Origin of the sequence: Streptomyces sp. NPDC090088, from assembly GCF_044747345.1 — a bacterium.
In the GTDB taxonomy this organism is placed as follows: domain Bacteria; phylum Actinomycetota; class Actinomycetes; order Streptomycetales; family Streptomycetaceae; genus Streptomyces.
Genome location: NZ_JBIVDZ010000016.1, coordinates 53313 through 68258 on the forward strand (window position 1 = coordinate 53313; position 14946 = coordinate 68258).

14 protein-coding genes are annotated in these 14946 nt (G+C 70.8%); 3 read left to right on the forward strand and 11 right to left on the reverse strand.

Annotation, left to right across the window (positions count from 1 at the left end; translation table 11 throughout):
* Positions 1-271 precede the first annotated feature (271 nt).
* From ACIPSJ_RS50325 to ACIPSJ_RS50350, 6 genes are all read right to left on the reverse strand, one after another.
* Positions 272-1216, reverse strand: a complete 945-nt coding sequence (locus ACIPSJ_RS50325; protein WP_359223761.1) for an SDR family NAD(P)-dependent oxidoreductase — start codon at positions 1214-1216, stop codon at positions 272-274.
* A gap of 104 nt (positions 1217-1320) precedes the next feature.
* On the reverse strand, positions 1321-2559 hold the full coding sequence (locus tag ACIPSJ_RS50330) for a cytochrome P450 (RefSeq protein WP_401356878.1): 1239 nt from the start codon (positions 2557-2559) through the stop codon (positions 1321-1323).
* Positions 2560-2609: 50 nt separating this feature from the next.
* Positions 2610-2804: a ferredoxin gene (locus tag ACIPSJ_RS50335; RefSeq protein WP_266423071.1), complete on the reverse strand. Its 195-nt coding sequence runs from the start codon at positions 2802-2804 to the stop codon at positions 2610-2612.
* A gap of 18 nt (positions 2805-2822) precedes the next feature.
* The gene (locus ACIPSJ_RS50340; RefSeq protein ID WP_359223757.1) at positions 2823-4013 is read right to left on the reverse strand and encodes an FAD-dependent oxidoreductase; all 1191 of its coding nucleotides are present in this window, start codon (positions 4011-4013) and stop codon (positions 2823-2825) included.
* Positions 4014-4286: 273 nt separating this feature from the next.
* Positions 4287-5027: an SDR family NAD(P)-dependent oxidoreductase gene (locus ACIPSJ_RS50345; protein ID WP_355727718.1), complete on the reverse strand. Its 741-nt coding sequence runs from the start codon at positions 5025-5027 to the stop codon at positions 4287-4289.
* Positions 5028-5091: 64 nt separating this feature from the next.
* The gene (locus ACIPSJ_RS50350) at positions 5092-5508 is read right to left on the reverse strand and encodes a carboxymuconolactone decarboxylase family protein (protein ID WP_359223754.1); all 417 of its coding nucleotides are present in this window, start codon (positions 5506-5508) and stop codon (positions 5092-5094) included.
* A 276-nt stretch (positions 5509-5784) separates the two neighbouring features.
* On the opposite strand from ACIPSJ_RS50350, the gene ACIPSJ_RS50355 reads away from it, so the two are divergent.
* Positions 5785-7446, forward strand: a complete 1662-nt coding sequence (locus ACIPSJ_RS50355; RefSeq protein ID WP_401356882.1) for a flavin-containing monooxygenase — start codon at positions 5785-5787, stop codon at positions 7444-7446.
* A gap of 85 nt (positions 7447-7531) precedes the next feature.
* Here ACIPSJ_RS50355 and ACIPSJ_RS50360 read toward each other — a convergent pair whose 3' ends face one another.
* Positions 7532-7924, reverse strand: a complete 393-nt coding sequence (locus ACIPSJ_RS50360) for a nuclear transport factor 2 family protein (protein WP_401356884.1) — start codon at positions 7922-7924, stop codon at positions 7532-7534.
* A 51-nt stretch (positions 7925-7975) separates the two neighbouring features.
* Positions 7976-8374 (reverse strand): nuclear transport factor 2 family protein, encoded by a 399-nt coding sequence (locus tag ACIPSJ_RS50365; RefSeq protein WP_401356886.1) that lies wholly within the window; start codon positions 8372-8374, stop codon positions 7976-7978.
* A gap of 165 nt (positions 8375-8539) precedes the next feature.
* Between ACIPSJ_RS50365 and ACIPSJ_RS50370 the strand changes: the two genes are divergently transcribed.
* Positions 8540-9586, forward strand: a complete 1047-nt coding sequence (locus ACIPSJ_RS50370) for a cyclase family protein (RefSeq protein WP_355723639.1) — start codon at positions 8540-8542, stop codon at positions 9584-9586.
* Positions 9587-9747: 161 nt separating this feature from the next.
* On the opposite strand, the gene ACIPSJ_RS50375 is transcribed toward ACIPSJ_RS50370, so the two are convergent.
* On the reverse strand, positions 9748-11733 hold the full coding sequence (locus ACIPSJ_RS50375) for a pyruvate dehydrogenase complex E1 component subunit beta (protein ID WP_401356889.1): 1986 nt from the start codon (positions 11731-11733) through the stop codon (positions 9748-9750).
* A 190-nt stretch (positions 11734-11923) separates the two neighbouring features.
* Between ACIPSJ_RS50375 and ACIPSJ_RS50380 the strand changes: the two genes are divergently transcribed.
* On the forward strand, positions 11924-12631 hold the full coding sequence (locus tag ACIPSJ_RS50380; RefSeq protein WP_359221771.1) for a TetR/AcrR family transcriptional regulator: 708 nt from the start codon (positions 11924-11926) through the stop codon (positions 12629-12631).
* 46 nt (positions 12632-12677) lie between these two features.
* Here ACIPSJ_RS50380 and ACIPSJ_RS50385 read toward each other — a convergent pair whose 3' ends face one another.
* Positions 12678-13841 carry an acyl-CoA dehydrogenase family protein gene (locus ACIPSJ_RS50385; RefSeq protein WP_401356892.1) on the reverse strand — a complete coding sequence of 388 codons (1164 nt, stop codon included), beginning with the start codon at positions 13839-13841 and terminating at the stop codon, positions 12678-12680.
* On the reverse strand, positions 13838-14893 hold the full coding sequence (locus tag ACIPSJ_RS50390; protein WP_401356894.1) for a 2,3-butanediol dehydrogenase: 1056 nt from the start codon (positions 14891-14893) through the stop codon (positions 13838-13840). Before ACIPSJ_RS50390 ends, ACIPSJ_RS50385 begins: the two co-directional genes overlap by 4 nt.
* Between the last annotated feature and the right edge of the window lie 53 nt (positions 14894-14946).

Genomic DNA, 14946 nt, shown 5'->3' on the forward strand with positions numbered 1-14946 from the left:
AGATCGGACGGGCGCAGCGGTGAGCCGGCCGATCCGGAATGCCGACGTATCTCGTCGGCCCGAGCGAAGCGCGGGCTGCGGAGTGGGCCCGGCTTCGCACGTAACGTAGACCTAACGGTCGGTACAATCAATCCTTCGGACAGGAGAATTTCCGACGAGCTCAGCCACTTCTCCACCAACAGAAAAATGCCGCGCGAATGGAATAATTCGCGCGGCATGGAGAGAGCAGGGAAGACGGAGAGGACGGGGCGTCAGACCCCCGCCATGGGGTTCACGACGACGCGGCTCCCGTCCCGAGCTGCCCGAGCTGGTGCTTGAGGAAGGCCCCGGTCCAGGCCATCAGGTCGGTGGGGACGTAGTAGCCCTTCTCGTCGTTGATGGCCTCCCAGTTCGCGGCCACGTCCTCGATCGAGGCCGGGCCGCCGTCGTGGGCGTAGCCCTCGGTGGAGGCGAGGAACAGGCGCGCGAAGCGGCCTGCGCCGGCCGTGTAGGTCTCGCCGTTGACCGGGCAGCTCTCGTGCGCGAGGTAGGCGACCATGGGCGCGACGGCGTCGGACGGCATGTACGGCATGCCCGGGGCGGCCTCGGCGGGCTCCTCCTCGGGGCCGCCGCCCATCCGGGTCATCGCGGCCGGCGCGATCAGGTTGACCTTGATGTTGTGCGGCTCCCCCGCCAGCTTCGCGCTGCGGGCCATGCCGACCGTGCCCGCCTTGGCGGCCGCGTACGACAGGTTGTTGTCCATGCCGAACATGCCGCTGGAGGTGGTCAGGACGACCCGGCCGTAGCGCTGGTCCACGAAGTGCGGCCAGGCGGCGCGCATCGTGTTGAACGAGCCGACGAGATGCACGGCGAGGTGGCGCTCAAGGTTCTCCGCGTCGATGTCGGGCAGGCCCGCGTACCGGATGATCCCGGCGTTGTTGACGAGGACGTCGATGCGGCCGAAGTGCTCGATCGCGGTGTCGACGATGGCCTGGCCGCCGGCCGGCGTGGAGACGTCGTGGGTGTCCGCGACGGCCTCGCCGCCCGCCGCGGCGATCTCGTCCACGACCTTCTGCGCGGGACCGGTGTCCGAGCCGTCCCCCTCCATGGAGCCGCCCAGGTCGTTGACGACGACCTTCGCTCCGCGCGCCGCCAGGAGACGGGCATGGGCCCGGCCGATGCCACGACCCGCGCCGGTGACCACGGCGACGCGTCCTTCGAAGCTCAACTTGCTCATGCCTGACTCCTGTTGTGCGGCGGTTGCGTGCGGGATACGGAACGCCGGTCCCGTCCGGGCGGGCCGGAACCGGCGGTTGGTGCGAGGCCTTGCGGGCGCTCCGGCTACCAGGTGACCGGCAGCTCGCTGATGCCGAAGGCGAGCGCGTCGGACGGCCGGAAGACGAGGTCGTCCCGGTCGACGGCGAGGCGCAGGGTCGGGACGCGCCGGTACAACGTGCCGTAGACGACCTGGAGTTCGATCCGGGCGAGCTGCTGGCCGAGGCACTGGTGGATGCCCCAGCCGAAGGCGTGGTGGTGGCGCGAGTCCCGGGTGAGGTCGAGCTTCTCCGGGTCGGGGAACGCCTGCGGGTCCCAGTTGCCGGCGGGCAGCGGGACGACGATGCCGTCCCCGGCGCTGATCTCGGCGCCCTCGAACGCGAAGTCCTCGGCGGCGATCCGGCGCTGCCCGAACTGGGCGACGGTCAGATAGCGCAGGATCTCCTCGACGGCGGGCGCCGCGTCCTTGGTGTCCTCGATCTCGCGCAGCCTGGCCAGCTGTTCGGGGTTGTCCATGAGGAGGGCCGTGCCCACCGTGATCATGGTCGCACTGGTCTCGTGACCGGCGATCAGCAGGATCATGGAGAGCAGGGTCGCCTCGGGGAGCGTGAGGTCGCCGTCCTTGATGCGCGCGGCGAAGTCCGAGAGCACGTCCTCGCCGGGCTCCGCCATCTTCTTCTGGAGGAGCGCCGCCAGGTAGCCGCCCAGCGCCTCGTTGGCGTGGTTCTGCTCCTCGGTGGTCTTGTCGCTGCGGGTGGCGAAGGAGGCGTGCTCGTGGAAGAACTCGTGGTCGGAGTACGGCACTCCGAGCAGCGCGCAGATCATCAGCGAGGGGAGCGGGAGCGCGATCGCGTGGACCAGGTCGACCGGCTTGGGGCCGGCCAGCATCTTGTCGATGAGGTCGTCGGTGATCCGCTGGATCTCCGGGCGCAGCGCCTCCATCCGGGGGCGGGTGAAGGGCCGGGTCATCATGCGGCGGATCCGGGTGTGGTCGGCGCCGTCCGCGTTGAAGATGGTGAGCGGGTGCAGGTGCGCGGTCTCCGCCATGGCCCGGTTCGGGTAGGGGAACCCGGCCTGCTTGTCGTCCGAGCTGACCCGGGGGTCGGACAGGATGGCGCGCTGTGCGGCGTGGCCCGTGACGAGCCAGGGAGTGCTGCCGTCCCAGATCCGGCCCCGGCTCACCGGGCCCGTCTCGTTCAGGGCGCGCAGCCCGGGCGGCGGGGCGAAGGGGCACTTCGCGTCCCGGTCGTCCTGGTAGTGGTAGACCTGCTCGTCGGGGGCGGTTCGGGCCTCTGCCTCGGCCATGGGTTCTCCTACGGTGATGGGGTGGGGGGAAGGAGCGAGCCCGGGAGGGGCTATTCCTCGATGCGGATGGCGAGCGCCGGGCAGACCGCGGCCGCGTTGCGGACCTCGTCGGCCAGTTCCGCCGGCGGGTTCTCGTTGAGAACGACGACGATGCCGTCGTCCTCGCGCTGGTCGAACACGTCCATGGCGGCGGCCACGCACTGTCCGGCCGCGACGCACTTCTCCTCGTCGACGACAACCTTCATGGGATCTCTCCAGCTCGTTCAGGGGGTGGGGGTGGGGGTACGGAAGGCGTCGACGATCTCCTGTCGGCGCATCCGGGCCTGCTTGGGCATGTTCCAGCCGAGGACGCCGGTGACGACGCCGTCCAGCCGGTAGCGGGCGACGAAGCGACGGGCCGTCAGATCGCCCTCGACGACGTCGACTTCGGCCTCGGGCGGCAGGAAGCCGTGCACCTGGAGCTTGGCGTCGAACTGATCCGTCCAGAAGTACGGGACCGGCGCGTAGGGCCGGTCGTCGCCGAGGATCGCCGCGGCCACCGCCATGGCCTGTTCGGTGGCGTTCGTACGGTTCTCCAGGCGGACCGGGCGGCCGAGCCACTCGTGGTGCCAGCGGGCGACGTCCCCGACCGCGTAGATTCCGTCCGCGGCCCGGCAGGTGGCGTCGCAGAGCACGCCGTTGTCCAGCCGCAGTCCGCTGTCCGCGAGCCAGTCCGTGGCCGGGACGGCGCCGATCGCGACGACCACCACGTCGGCCGGCAGCGTCTCGCCGCTGCCGAGCCGGACGCCCGCCACCCGGCCCGCGCCGTCGTCGGTGAGCCCGGTGACGCCGTTGCCCAGGCGCAGCCGGACACCGCGTTCGGTGTGCAGTTCGGCGAGGACGCCGGAGACCAGGGGGCCCACCTGCAGGGCCATGGGCGCGTCGAGGGGGCCGGTCAGGGTGACGTCCAGGCCGAGCTTGCGTCCGGTGGCCGCGATCTCGGAGCCGAGGACGCCTTCGCCGACGACCACGAGCCGCCGGCCGGCCAGCAGGTCCTTGCGCAGGGCCAGGGCGTCGTCGAGGGTGCGCAGCACGTGCACCCCGGCGAGCGCGTCCTGGCCGGGCAGCCGCCGTGCCCGCACGCCGGTGGCGATCACGACCGCGTCGGCCGTCAGCTCCCGGCCGGACTCGGTGCGCACGGTGCGGGTCGCCGGGTCCAGCGCGACGGCCGGGTCACCGAGCACGAACTCGGCGTCCAGCGCCGACAGGACGTCCTCGGTGCGCAGGGCCGCCCGATCGGGTTCCCACTCCCCGGCGAGCACCTGCTTGGACAGCGGGGGCCGGTCGTACGGTACGTGCGGCTCGTCGCCGAGCACCGTGAGGGCGCCCGTGTACCCCTTGCGCCGCAGCGCCTCCGCGGTGGTCAGTCCGGACGCGGAGGCGCCCACCACCAGCACGCGGTCGGGGGCCGTCATGCGAGCACCTCGCCGGCCGTGTTCCCCCTGGTGATGTGGTCGATCGTCATGCGTGACTCCGTTTGGGTCCGTGGTGCGGTGTCCGTCTCTGAAAAATAGACCGACCGGTCGGCAGAATCAATTCGATCCGCATAAAGGTGCATATAAAGGTCCGCATGGAGGTCCGCATACGGACGCGGCCCGGCCTCCGGTCGGGCCTCGCGCGAAGGGCGGCGCCCGTCCCGCGAGGCCCGGCGAACACGGCGAGCGTGCCGGTCGTACGGCCGGCGGGGCTCAGACGAGGTAGCGCCCGCCGTTGGCGCTGAGGCTCTGGCCGGTCACGTAACCGGCCTCCTCGGAGGCGAGGTAGGCCACCGCGTGGGCGATGTCCTCGGGCTGCCCGGCCCGCTTCATGGGCATGGTGGCCGCCGCCGCCTCGACGTCGACCGGCCCCTCGCGCACCAGCGGGGTGTCGATGAAGCCCGGCGGCACGTGGTTGACGGTGATGCCCTTGTCGGCGTACTCGATCGCGAGGGCCCGGGTGAGGCCGATGACGCCGCCCTTGGAGGCCGCGTAGTGGGCCATCGCGGGGGCGCCGGTCTGCGCGGACGAGGACGAGATGTTGACGATCCGGCCCCAGCCGGCCGCCAGCATGTCCGGCACCAGTTCCTTGGTGACCAGGAACGGCCCCTTGAGGTTGATGCCGATCATGCGGTCCCAGGCGGCCTCGCTGATGCCGGTGAACGGCACATAGGCGGTGGTGCCGGCGTTGTTCACGAGGATCGTGACGGCGCCCAGTTCCTCACGGGTCCGGGCCGCCGCGGCGGCGACGGCCGTGGCGTCGGCGGCGTCACCGGCCACGGCGATCGCGGTGCCGCCCGCCTCCTGGATCTCGGCCACGGTCTTCTCCGCGCCTTCGGCGTTCAGGTCCCAGACGGCGACCGCCGCGCCGTGCGAGGCGAGGACGATCGCGATCGCCCGTCCGATTCCGCGGGCGCCGCCGGTGACGACCGCGACCTTTCCCTGCAGTGTCATGCGTGCTCCTTGTGTGCCTGATGCGTGCGGTGTGCCGGGTACGGGTGGTGCCGTACGGCGCCCGTCACTCGCCCAGCGCCTCGCGCGCCGCGGTGCGGGCGCCCACCGCGCGGGGGAAGCCCGCGTAGCCGGCGGAGTGGTAGATGACCTCGGCGATCTCGTCCTTGGTCAGTCCGTTGGTCAGCGCGACCCGGACATGTGTCTTCAGTTCGGTCTCGGCGCCCAGCGCGATCAGGAGGCCGAGCGTGACCAGGCTGCGGTCCCGGGGCGCGAGTCCCTCACGGCCCCAGATCGCACCCCAGACGCTGGTCAGGCCGATGTCGACCAGTTCCTCCCCGAGACGGCCGTCGCGGAGGTCGACCTCCCCCTCCGGGAAGACCCCGGGCAGGGCCGCGCGCATGGCCTTCCAGCCGGCGGCTCGCAGATCGGCGGTGGCCCCGGGCCCCGTTGCGGTGGGTTCCTGGACGTCCTCGGTCGTCATGTGCGACTCCTCTGCCACGACATTGTGCGGTTCGCCTGAGCGAAAGTTAATTCAAACGGTCGGTACAATCAATCCATCGCGCCGATCCGGCCGTCCGCACCGCGGACCGAGCCCGCCGTGCGGCGAGATCTCCGGGGGAACCCCAAAACCCGCGCCCCCGGACCATTGATCGGGCCCACCCCCTCCCCTACGCTCGGCCTGAATATTCGACCGACTGGTCGAAACATCATTCAAGGCGCACGCGGGAGCAGCGGCCCCTGTCACGTTGGAGGGCAGATGAGCGAATCGACGAAGGTGCCGGAGGCAGCGACCGGCGCCCAGGCGCAGGCACCGGAGCAGGGCGTGGTCGACGTACTCGTGATCGGTGCCGGTGTCACCGGCATCTACCAGCTCTACCGGGCCCGCGAGGCCGGTTTCTCGGCACACCTGATCGAGGCCGGCACCGGTGTGGGCGGCACCTGGTACTGGAACCGCTACCCTCAGGCCCGCTTCGACTCCGAGAGCTACACCTACGGCTACCTGTTCTCCAAGGAGCTGTGGGAGGAGTGGGAGTGGTCGGAGCACTTCGCCGGCCAGCCGGAGATCGAGCGGTACTTCAACCACGTGGTCGACCGGTTCGACCTGCGCCGCCACATCTCCTTCGGCACCAAGGTGACCTCGGCCGTCTGGGACGAGCCCTCGGGCACCTGGACCGTCCGGACGGAGGACGGCACGGAGCGCCGGGCGCGGTTCGTGGTGGCGGCGACCGGCATCCTCTCGGTGCCGTTCGTCCCGGAGATCCCCGGCCGCGCGGACTTCCGCGGTGAGCAGCACCACACCGGCCGGTGGCCGAAGGAGCCGGTGGACTTCGCCGGCAAGCGGGTGGCCCAGATCGGCACCGGCTCCAGCGGGGTCCAGATCGTCCCGGCGATCGCCGACGAGGTGGCCTCCGTCACGGTGTACCAGAAGGTCGCCGACTGGCTCACGCCGCTGAACAACCGGCCGATCACGGCCGAGGAGCAGGCGGACCTGAAGGCGAACTTCGAGTCCATCCGCGACACGCTGAACACCTCGGTGAGCGGGTTCCTGCACCAGATCACCATGCGCTCGGGCCTGGAGGACACCCCGGAGCAGCGGCAGGAGTTCTACGAGCAGAAGTGGAACAGCCCCGGCTTCACCAAGCTCTCCGAGCACTACTACGACATGACCACGAACCCCACGGTCAACGAGGAGTTCTGCGACTTCATCGCCGCCAAGATCCGCTCCATCGTCAAGGACCCCGCGACGGCGGAGAAGCTGATCCCCAAGGGGCACGGCTACGGCGGCCGGCGGCCCCCGTTCGGCACCGGGTACTACGAGGCGTACAACAAGCCGAACGTCCATCTCGTCGACATCAACGAGACGCCGATCATCCGGATCACGGAGAGCGGCATCGAGACCGCGGAGGGCGTGCACGAGGTCGACATCATCATCTGGGCCACCGGCTACGACTTCGGCACCGGCGCCCTGAACCGGCTGGGCGTGCGGGGCCGTGACGGGCTCGCGCTCAAGGACTACTGGGGGGACGGTCCGTCGACGTACCTGGGCGTCGCGACCGCCGGCTTCCCGAACTTCTTCTTCCCCGGCGGACCGCACGGCGCGCTCGGCAACAACCCGCGCTACTCCGGCGACCAGGTCGACTACGTGATGGACGTGCTCGCGCACGCCCGCGACCACGGCCACGACGTCGTCGCGGTCACCGCGGCCGCGGAGGAGGAGTGGACGAACCTGGTCAACGACAGCGAGGGCCAGTCCTCCTTCCTCAAGAGCAGCTACTTCTACGGGGCGAACATCCCCGGCAAGGCGATCAAGCAGCTGCTGAACCCGACCGGCCGGTGGAAGCTCCAGGAGCTGATCAACGAGTCCGTGGAGAACGACTTCCCCGCGTTCTCCTTCGCCAAGGCGGAGAAGCGGGACTGAACACGGCGGCGCCCGTGCCGCCGGTCCCGTCACGGGGCGGGACCGGCGGCACGGGCGCTCGGCGGTGCCGGGGCGTCCGGCAGGGTCAGCTGAAGTTCGTGACCCGCTTGCGGAACTGCCACGCCCCGTCCACGAGGGCCACCGTGTCCTCGTAGCTCCCGACGAGCTGGACGGCCCAGCCCTGCTCGCCGCGGGCGAAGAACACCAGGTTGCTGGTGGCCGTCACCTCCTCGCCGGGGGGCGAGGTGAGGACGGTGTTGCCGACGAGGTGCAGCTGCGGAGCCTGCGGCTTGAAGGCGCCGTAGGCCGCACGGATCGCCGCACGGCCCTGGAAGGTGCCCTGGCCGGCGATCTCGGAGACGCCGTCCTCCGTGAACAGGTCGGCGACGGTGCCGGCGTCGCCCGCGTCGATGGCGTGCGCGTAGGCCGCGATGACGGACTGCACGCCGGCCAGGGCTTCTTCGGCGGAGATGGTCATGTGTCTTCTTCTCTCAGCAGGGGCGAAGGGTGGAAGCGGACGGAGGGCGGACTACGCCTGGAAGACGGTCACGCGGCGCTGGATCAGCCAGGCGCCGTCGACGTGCCGCAGGGTGTCCTCGTAATGGCCGACGACCTGCGGGGCCCAGCCCGACTCGCCCCGCTGGAAGAAGGCCACGTCGCTCGTGGCGGTCGCCTCGTCCGGCCCGGAGGCGGTGACGACGGTGTTGCCCACGAGGTGCAGCTGCGGCTGCGTGGGGGCCCAGCCCTTGAAGGCCGCGCGCAGGGCGTCGTGGCCCCGCACCGGGTCCATGCCGGGCAGCTCCAGGATCCCGTCGGGCGCGTACAGCGCGACGATGTCGTCGGTGCGGCCGGTGTCCTGGGCCTGGGTGTGCGCGCCGATCACGGCACGGACCCCGGCCGCGACCCACGCCGGTGTGGATTCGCTCATTGCCTCTCCAAGCGGTAGACGTTTCGACCAGTCAGTCTATTGATCGAAGCGAGCAATATGAAGCCTCAATTCCAAACCGTCCCACTAGTTGACCACTCGGTACATTAGAAATAGCATGCGGCCACGACCGTCGACGGGGACCGTCGTCTAAGGAGGCGTTTTATCGTGACGAAGCGTTGGAAGCAGCGGCCGCCGGGATCGACGTGGGGAGATTTCGGCGAGGACGACGAACTCGGGCGCATCAACCTGCTGACCGCCGAGAAGGTGCTCCAGGGTGTGCGCGAGGTGGAGCACGGGGTCACCTTCAGCCTGAGCCTGCCTCTGGACTATCCGGGCGGGACCGCCCTCAACCAGCGGCGTTACCCGCCGATCCTGAAGCCCACCGAGGACCTCGCGCACAACCAGGACGTCTTCTACAACGTGGTCGCGCGCGACCAGATCGACCCCTCGCTGATCGACGTCTGGTCCGACGACGTGGTGACCCTCTGGCTGCAGTACTCGACCCAGTGGGACTCCCTCGCCCACCAGGGCGCCGAGTTCGACGCCGACGGCGACGGCGAGGCCGAGCCGGTCTACTACAACGGCTTCCGCCCCGGCACCGACCTGGTGGGGCCTCAGGAGGACGCCAAGGGAGACGGCAGCGGAAGCGTCAGCTTCGCCCGCCACCTCGGCCTGGAGAAGATGGCCGAGCACGGCGTCCAGGGCCGGGGCGTGCTCATCGACATCGCCCACCACCTGGGCACGGGCTACCAGGCCGTCAGCTACCAGCAGCTCCAGGAGATCATGGCCGCGGACAACGTGACCGTGGAGCCCGGCGACATGGTGCTGCTGCACACCGGTTTCGCCACCCAGATCCTCGCCTGGGAGAAGAACCCGGACCCGGTGGCGATCCACCAGACCGCCGCGTACCTCGACGCGGACGACCCGGACATCCTCAAGTGGATCGCCGACTCGCAGATGTCGGCGCTGATCTCCGACAACTACGCGGTCGAGGGGGTGGGCGTCACCCAGGCCCAGGGCCGGCACACCCTGCTCCCCATCCACCACCTGTGCCTGTTCAAGCTGGGCGTCCCGCTCGGCGAGCTGTGGTACCTGCACGACCTGGCGGCGTGGCTGCGCGAGCACAACCGCAGCCGCTTCCTGCTCACCGCTCCCCCGCTGAACCTGCCCGGCACACAGGGCAGTCCGCTGACTCCGGTCGCGACCGTCTGATCCACGGTCACGGCCGGACCGCCGCCGGCCCTCCCTTGTCCTGCCGACGAAGTCGGGCCGGCGGCGGACACCACGAAGCACACACACCATGACGAAGGGGTGCCCCCCGGGACCGGATCCCGGGGGGGCACCCCTTCGTCATGCGTCGGGCGGCCCGTGGGTCACACCGCCGCGATCCGTCGCAGCGTGTCGGCGATGGTGTCGCGCGAGGGCAGCCAGAGCCGTTCCAGCGCGGGGGTGTAGGGGGCCGGCATCGGCGGCGGGGCGACCCGGGTGACGGGCGCGTCCAGGTGCCAGAAGCCCTCGTCGACGGCGAGCGCCGACAGTTCCGCGCCGATGCCGAAGTCCCGTACCGCCTCGTGGGCGATGACCAGCCGGTTGGTCTTGGCGAGGGAGGCGAGAACGGTCTCGCGGTCCAGCGGGGCGACCGTGCGCAGGTCGACCACCTCGACGCTCACCCCCTCGGCGGCGAGGACTTCCGCGGCCGCCAGGGAGTCCTGGACCATCCGCGACCAGGAGACCAGGGTGACGTCGGTGCCCTCCCTGACGACCTTTGCCCGGCCCAGCGGGACGAGGTGGTCGGCCGGCGGGCGGGGGCCCTTGAAGCCGTACTGGAGGCGGTTCTCCACGAAGACCACCGGGTTGGGGTCCTGGATGGCGGCCCGCAGCAGGCCGTAGGTGTCGGCGGGGTTGGAGGGCATCACCACGGTGAGGCCGGGGATGTGCGCGAGCAGGGCCTCCAGGGACTGGGAGTGCTGGCTGCCGGAGGAGCGGCCCGCGCCGAACTGGGTGCGCACGACCAGGGGCATGCTCGCCCGGCCGCCGGTCATGAAGCGCAGTTTGGCGGCCTGGTTGAGCAGCATGTCCAGGCAGACGCCGATGAAGTCCATGTACATGATCTCGACGACCGGCTTCATCCCGGCCATGGCCGCCCCCACCGCCGCGCCGAGGATCGCGCTCTCGCTGATCGGGGTGTCCCGGACCCGGCCCGGGAAGGCCTGGGCCAGGCCCCGGGTGAGGCCGAAGACGTTGCCGCCCGCGCCGACGTCGATGCCGGCGACGAACACGTCCGGATCGGCGGTGAGTTCGTGCTCCAGGGCGAGGCGCACGGCGTCCATGGTGCGGAAGACCTCCCCCGCGGCGGGGGCGGGCTCGGGTACGGCCGTACGCGGGGCGGAGACGAAGTCGTACAGCGTCTCGGGGGCCGGCTCGGGCAGGCTGCGGGCCCACTCCACGGCCGCCTCGATCTCCTTGTCGATCTCCTCGTCGACGGCGTCCACGAGGGCCGTCGCCACCCCGGCCGCCGCCAGGTGCCGGCGCGCGATGATCAGCGGGTCGCGTTCCTTGGCGGCCGCGACCTCCTCGGCCGGGCGGTAGCGCTCCGGGTCGCCCTCGTAGTGGCCGTGCCAGCGGTAGGTCTCGGCCTCCACCAGGACCGGTCCGCCGCCCGTCCGCAGCCGTGCCACCACGTCCGTCATGAGCGTCTTCACCGCGAGGACGTCGTTGCCGTCGACGTGCTCGTAGCCGATGCCGTACCCGTCGGCGCGGGCGGCGAGTGTGGCGCGGTGCTGTTCGGCGGCGGGCGAGAACTCGGAGTAGTGGTTGTTCTCGCAGAGGAAGACGACCGGCAGGTCCCATACGGCGGCCAGGTTGACGGCCTCGTGGAACATGCCCTGGGCGACCGCGCCGTCCCCGAAGAACGCCACCACCACGTCGCCCCGGCCGCGCAGCTTGGCGGCCGTGGCGACGCCCCCGGCGATCGGCAGTCCGGCGGCGACGATGCCGTTGGCGCCGTAGATGCCGATGCCGGGGTCGGCGATGTGCATCGAGCCGCCGCGGCCCCGGTTGGTGCCGGCGTCCTTGCCCATCAGCTCGGCCATCATCGGGGCGGCGTCCAGGCCCTTGGCCAGGACGTGGCCGTGGCCGCGGTGGGTGGAGGTGATGCCGTCGCGCTCGGTGAGCGGCCAGCACGCGCCGACCGCGCTCGCCTCCTGCCCGATGGACAGATGCAGGAAGCCGGGTATCTCCGTCGCCTTGTACAGATCGGACGCCCGTTCCTCGAAGCGCCGGATGCGCCGCATACGGCGGTACATTTCCAGGAGGTCGTCCGCTGGGGCGGAGCCGGTGTGCTGCGGTACCTGCGTCATGCGCGTCCTCGCAATGCTCACAGAGACGGCCGGGCCGTCTGTATTCCATGTTTTAATGTACCGTTTGGTCTAGCAAACTGGAACGACGCCCTGGAGTCCGCTTCCCCCGGATGTGCCGAAGGCTGTTCGACGCGGGCCCGGGAGCCTGTTTCAATCGACACGTCGTCACATCACGCGGGGAGAGGAATCCATGCCACGTCCGCCGGGCCATGGACCGGGTTTCGAGGTCAGACGCCAGAAGATCATCGACATCGCGGCCTCGCTGTTCGCACAGCAGGGGTACGCGGCGACCTCCATCAACGACCTGGGTCGCGCGGTCGGGCTCGCCAAGGGAGCGCTGTACTACTACATCGGCTCCAAGGAGAACCTGCTGGTCGAGATCCAGTCCCGGGTGATGGGGCCGCTGCTCGCCCGCGCCCGCCAGATCGCGGACCTGGACGAGGAGCCCCTGCTGCGGCTGCGGCTCCTCTCGGAGTCGCTGCTGACGATCATCTTCCGGCGGCTCGACCACATCTGGGTCTACGAACACGACTACCGCAGCCTGAGCGGCGACGAGCTCAAGACCCTGCTGGGCCAGCGCTCCGACTTCGAGGAGCTGATCTCCGGGCTGCTCTCGGAGGCCATGGCCCAGGGCGTCTTCCGGCAGACCTCGCCGCGCCTGGCCACCCTGCAGTTCCTGAACCTGCACAACCACACCTACCAGTGGGTGCGGCCGGAGGGGCAGTGGGACGCGCCGTTCCTGTCCCGGGAGTACTGCGCGACCCTGTTCCGCGGGTTCGGCGCGCCGGACCACGCCCTGCCGAGGGTCGAGGAGCAGGCGGAGGCGTTCAAGCGCGAGCGCCCCGGGCTTCCGCTCGACCCGGAGGCCGAGTGGGAGCAGGTGCCCGCCGCCGGCTGACGGACGACGGTCCCGCGGTGTACGTCCGCACACCGCGGGAACCCGCTCACGCCTCGCTGACCAGCGCCCTGGCGATGACATTGCGCTGGATCTCGTTGGTGCCCTCGCCGATCTCCAGGATCTTGGCGTCGGCGTAGAAGCGGGAGATCTCCGACTCCCGGACATAGCCGTAGCCGCCGTGGATCTGGACGGCCTGGGAGGCGGCCCGGTTGGCGACCTCGGAGGCGTACAGCTTGGCCATGGCGGACGCGGTGCTGTGCGGGCGCCCCTGGTCGGCGAGCCAGGCGGCCCGGTAGACCAGGCAGCGGGCGGCCTCCAGTTCGGTGCCCATGTCGGCGATCTTGTGCCCGACGGCCTGGAAGTCCGACAGCGGACGGCCGAACTGGTGGCGTTCGGTGGCGTGCTTGACCGCCAGACCGAGCGCCGCCTTCGCCAGGGACAGCCCGAGCGCGGCGACGCTGATCCGGCCCTTGTCGAGGACGGAGAGGAACTGGCGCAGACCGCCGCCCTCCTCGCCGATCAGGTGGTCGTCGGGGACGAAACAGCCGTCGAAGACCAGTTCCCGGGTGTCCATGGCGTGCCAGCCGAGCTTCTTCAGCTTGTGGCCGACGGTGTAGCCGGGAGTGCCGGTCGGGACGTAGAAGGTCGCGTAGCGCTTGCGTCCCCCCTCCTCCCGGCCGGTGACGGCGAGGATGGTGACGCCCTGGCTGATGTCGGTACCGGCGTTGGTGATGAACATCTTGGTGCCGTTGATCACCCAGCCGCCGTCCACCCGGCGGGCGGTGGTGGCGATGCCCGCCGCGTCGGAACCGGCCTCCGGCTCGGTCAGGCCGAAGGCGCCGATGGCCTCACCGGCCGCCAGCGGGGCCAGCCAGCGGTGCTTCTGCTCCTCGGTGCCGTAGGCGAGCAACGGCAGCGTGGCGATGGTCGAGTGGGCGTTCCAGGAGGAGGCCACCGACTGGTCGGCGGCGCCGAGTTCCTCCATCACGGCGACGTAGGTGACCATGTCGGAGCCGGCGCCGCCGTACTCCTCGGGCACCAGCATGCCCATCAGGCCGAGTTCACCGAGCTTGGTGAAGACCTGGGTCGGGAACTCCTCGTTCTCCGACCACTGGGCCGCGTGCGGAGTGATCTCCTTGGCCGCGAACTCACGGACCATCTCCTTGAGGGCGAGAGTCTCCTCGGGCAGGTCGAAATCCATGTCGGTCATCCCTTCGGGGTCAGCAGAACCTTGAGGTGGCGGGCCCGGTCTGCGGCCAGGTCCGCGAAGACCCCGGCTCCCGCGGAGAGCGGGAAACGTCCGGTGACCAGCGCCGAGGCGTCCAGGCGCCCGGTGCTCATCAGGTCGATCACGCGGGGAATGTCGAAGTTGTAGCCGAGCGTGCCGAGCACGGAACGCTCGTAGAAGACGAGCTGCCCCATGTCGAACTCGACGCTGCCGTGGCCGACTCCGGCGAGCACGACCCGGCCGCCGCGCCGGACGGTGGCGACGGCCTGGGCGGCGAGCCGGGGCACGCCGGTCGCGTCGATGACGGCGTCCGGGCCGATCCGGCCGGTGCGCAGGAACACCTCGCGTCGCACATCGGTCTCCGCCGGGTCGAAGGCCTCGGTGACGCCGAGGCCGAGCAGCATCTCGCGGCGCTCCTTGAGGGGTTCGCTCACGTAGAGGCCGGCCGCGCCGGCGATCCGGGCCGCGAGGACGACCGCGACGCCGATCGGTCCGCCGCCGACGACCAGGACGTTGTCGCCGGGCCGCACACCGGCACGTGTCACCGCGTGCAGGCCGACGGCCAGCGGTTCGGCGACCGCCGCCATCTCGTCGGTGACGTTGTCGGGCAGCCGGGTCAGGCCCGCGATCGGCACGGTGACGCGGTCGGCGAAGCCGCCCGGTGAGGCGAGGCCGACGGAGCCGCTGCTGGGGCAGATGTGGTACTCGCCGCGCGCGCACCAGAAGCAGACGCCGCAGCGCCAGACGGGGTCGGCGGTGACGCGGTCGCCGACCGCGATGCCGGGCACGGCGGTGCCGAGGGCGACGACGGTGCCGCTCAGTTCGTGGCCGAGGGCGAGGGGCGGCTCGGCACCGGTGAGGGGGTGCGGGCCGGTGCGGATCATGTGCGGGCCTTCGAGGAACTCGTGCAGGTCGGTGCCGCAGACTCCGCACCAGGAGACCTCCACGACCGCCTCGTGCGGGGCGGGGTCGGGAGGGTCGGGGACCTCTTCGAGGCGGAGGTCCTGTGCGCCGTGCCAGCGCAGTGCCTTCATGGGGGCACCCCTTTCGTGTCGTCGTGCGTCGTCGTTCGGCTGCGGTGCCGTCG

Bases quoted from the DNA above. Each gene is read 5' to 3' on its own strand.
- ACIPSJ_RS50330 (WP_401356878.1), bottom strand. From the start codon at position 2,559: ATGGCCGAGGCAGAGGCCCGAACCGCCCCCGACGAGCAGGTCTACCAC.
- ACIPSJ_RS50390 (WP_401356894.1), bottom strand. From the start codon at position 14,893: ATGAAGGCACTGCGCTGGCACGGCGCACAGGACCTCCGCCTCGAAGAG.
- ACIPSJ_RS50340 (WP_359223757.1), bottom strand. From the start codon at position 4,013: ATGACGGCCCCCGACCGCGTGCTGGTGGTGGGCGCCTCCGCGTCCGGA.
- ACIPSJ_RS50355 (WP_401356882.1), top strand. From the start codon at position 5,785: ATGAGCGAATCGACGAAGGTGCCGGAGGCAGCGACCGGCGCCCAGGCG.
- ACIPSJ_RS50335 (WP_266423071.1), bottom strand. From the start codon at position 2,804: ATGAAGGTTGTCGTCGACGAGGAGAAGTGCGTCGCGGCCGGACAGTGC.
- ACIPSJ_RS50365 (WP_401356886.1), bottom strand. From the start codon at position 8,374: ATGAGCGAATCCACACCGGCGTGGGTCGCGGCCGGGGTCCGTGCCGTG.
- ACIPSJ_RS50375 (WP_401356889.1), bottom strand. From the start codon at position 11,733: ATGACGCAGGTACCGCAGCACACCGGCTCCGCCCCAGCGGACGACCTC.
- ACIPSJ_RS50325 (WP_359223761.1), bottom strand. From the start codon at position 1,216: ATGAGCAAGTTGAGCTTCGAAGGACGCGTCGCCGTGGTCACCGGCGCG.
- ACIPSJ_RS50345 (WP_355727718.1), bottom strand. From the start codon at position 5,027: ATGACACTGCAGGGAAAGGTCGCGGTCGTCACCGGCGGCGCCCGCGGA.
- ACIPSJ_RS50385 (WP_401356892.1), bottom strand. From the start codon at position 13,841: ATGACCGACATGGATTTCGACCTGCCCGAGGAGACTCTCGCCCTCAAG.
- ACIPSJ_RS50360 (WP_401356884.1), bottom strand. From the start codon at position 7,924: ATGACCATCTCCGCCGAAGAAGCCCTGGCCGGCGTGCAGTCCGTCATC.
- ACIPSJ_RS50350 (WP_359223754.1), bottom strand. From the start codon at position 5,508: ATGACGACCGAGGACGTCCAGGAACCCACCGCAACGGGGCCCGGGGCC.
- ACIPSJ_RS50380 (WP_359221771.1), top strand. From the start codon at position 11,924: ATGCCACGTCCGCCGGGCCATGGACCGGGTTTCGAGGTCAGACGCCAG.